This window comes from Atribacterota bacterium (genome assembly GCA_039638595.1).
Lineage (GTDB): Bacteria > Atribacterota > Atribacteria > Atribacterales > Caldatribacteriaceae > Profundicultor > Profundicultor thermophilus.
Map to the genome: position 1 here is coordinate 22517 of JBDIWM010000030.1, position 2568 is coordinate 25084.

At 50.9% G+C, this 2568-nt stretch carries 2 protein-coding genes; both read right to left on the bottom strand.

Annotated features, from left to right (window positions below; genetic code table 11):
* The coding region (locus tag ABDK92_07860) for a GTP-binding protein (protein ID MEN3186530.1) at nucleotides 1-932 on the bottom strand (932 nt) is incomplete at its 3' end.
* Nucleotides 933-2568: murein biosynthesis integral membrane protein MurJ (gene murJ / locus ABDK92_07865; protein MEN3186531.1), on the bottom strand; the 1636-nt coding region annotated here is incomplete at its 5' end.

Below are 2568 nucleotides of genomic sequence, written 5' to 3' on the forward strand. Positions count from 1 at the left end.
ACCGGATAAAGACCACAGAATACCATCGGTTTCACCTTTCGGTAGCCAGGAATTGGCTCCCGCACCGGGAACGCTGCCGAAGTAACCGTATCTCCCACCCGGCTATCCTGGATATTCTTGATGTTGCAGACGATATATCCCACCTCTCCAGGACCCAGACGCTCCACCTCTTTACGTTCGGGAACAAACACACCCACTTCGGTCACTTCGAACTCCTTCTGGGTAGAAAACATCACGATTTTCATCCCCTTGCGGATTTCTCCATCCATCACCCGCACAAACGGCAACACCCCCCGGTAGGGGTCATACAGGGAATCGAAAATCAGAGCCCTCAAATAGGGGGTCTCTTCTCCCTGAGGAGGGGGAATGAATTCGATGATTTTTTCCATGAGCGTTTCCACTCCAGTACCGTGTTTGGCACTCACCAGCATGATCGGCAAATGGTTCTTCCCCAGAATGGTTTCTATCTCCTTTTCCACTCGTGCCACATCGGCCGCAGGGAGGTCAATCTTATTGATTACCGGAATAATGGTACGCCCCAGAGACAGGGCTACCTGAGCATGGGCCAGCGTCTGGGCTTCCACCCCCTGGGAGGCGTCAACCAGAAGTAACACCCCTTCACAGGACGCTAAAGCCCGGGAGACCTCATAGCTAAAATCCACATGACCAGGGGTATCCAGAAGATTCAAAACGAAGGTTTTGTTTTGAACCTTGGAAAAGTAGTGCAGCCGCACCGCTTTGGCTTTGATGGTAATACCCCGTTCTCGCTCAAGGTCCATGCGGTCCAGAAATTGCTCTCGCATCTTCTCTTTGGGAACCGCCTGGCAGATTTCCAGAATCCGGTCCGCCAGGGTGGACTTCCCGTGATCGATGTGGGCAATAATCCCAAAATTCCTGATTTCGGTGATACGGTACACAGCGCTCTCCTCCATCTATTTTCGGAATTTCCCCCGCAACTCCTGCCACAGACTGACGACCAGCCGATGTTCCCCCACCTTAAGAACCAGCCCCAAAACAAGATAAACCAGAACAAAACCAATGACCAGGAGTACAAAGCGAAAGAGGGAAAACCGTCCTGACCCTTCCCCCAGGACGTTCACCAAAAAAAGCGCAAAAAGGACAAGAATCACCCCCTGGACAATGACCTTTTGATACCAGAAGCCCACCCGAAAAGGCAAACTCAGCCGGCAGTATTTCTTCTCCATGAGCACCCAGAGTGCGGCAAAGTTTCCCATGGCTGCTAACGAAGTGGCCAGCGCCAAGCCTTTAAAGCTTAAATGTCGAACCAGAATAAGGTCCAGAGCGATATTGAAAAGGACCGTCGCTACACCCACTTTGACCGGGGTTTTGGAATCCCGCAGTGAGTAAAAAGCCCGGGTAAAAAGGTGGGTGAGGGCGAAAAAGGGCAATCCCAAAGTATAGAAGAAGAGTGCCGAAGCCGTCATCCGGGTGGCCAGTCCCCCAAAAACACCCCGCTGATAGACCACCGAGACCGTCTGGGCATTGAACACCAGAAGAAAAATGCTCACCGGTACCATGATAAAGAGGATGAAGCGAACACCTTGCCACAATGCTCCCTTCCAATCCTCCAGGGAATCCTGGCAAGCCTTTTGGGAAAGTGAAGGTAAAATCGCTGTGGAAAGAGCAATACCGAAAACACCCAGAGGTAATTCCATCAGCCGGTCCGCAAAATAAAGGGCTGAAACCGCTCCTTCTTCACACAAAGAGGCGATAACTCGATCCACCAGGGTATTGAGCTGAGAAATCGCTAAGGAAAAGGTGACCGGGAGCATCAAACCCACCACCTGTTGAAAGCCCTCGTCCCGGAAAAAGTCGAGCTTAATCCGGAGTCGAAATCCTCTCCGGTACATCGGGGGAAGCTGAAAGAAAAACTGCCAGAGGCCTCCCAGAACCACCCCCCATGCCAAGGCATAAAAACGCACAGAAGAGCGTAAAAAAAGGAGCGATAAAATGGTTCCCAGGTTGAAAAAAATCGGGGCCAGAGCAGACCAGCTAAAAACCTGGACCGTATTGAGCACTCCCATGGCCAGAGCCGACCAGGAAATGAACAAGAGAAAAGGAAACATGATCCGGGTAAAATCAGCCACTACCAGGACCTTGGAAGGATCACTGCGAAAACCAATAGCCACTCCCCTCACAATCCAGGGAGCAAGGAGCATTCCCAGAAGGCAAATCAACCCCACTACGATACTGAAACCGGTAAACACCGCAGCCACAAAATCCTGGGGATTTTTCCCCTCCTTCTTTCCCACAAAATAGGGGGAAAAAACGGGAACAATCGAAGTGCTCAGAGCGCCCTCGGCAAAAAGCCTCCGCAGGAGATTGGGAATGGTATAGGCAATGAGAAAAGCATCGGTGATCCAGGTCGCTCCAAAGAGCGATGAGATGAGCACCTCCCTCACTAAACCACTTATCCGGGAGAGAAACGTGCCAAAACCAATTAATATCGTATTTTTAACCAGTGTCTTTCCTTCACTCATTTTTCCCTCAAAAACACAAAAAAGCTGGAGATTGTTCTCCAGCTTTTTTGACCTCTGTATCCCGGCA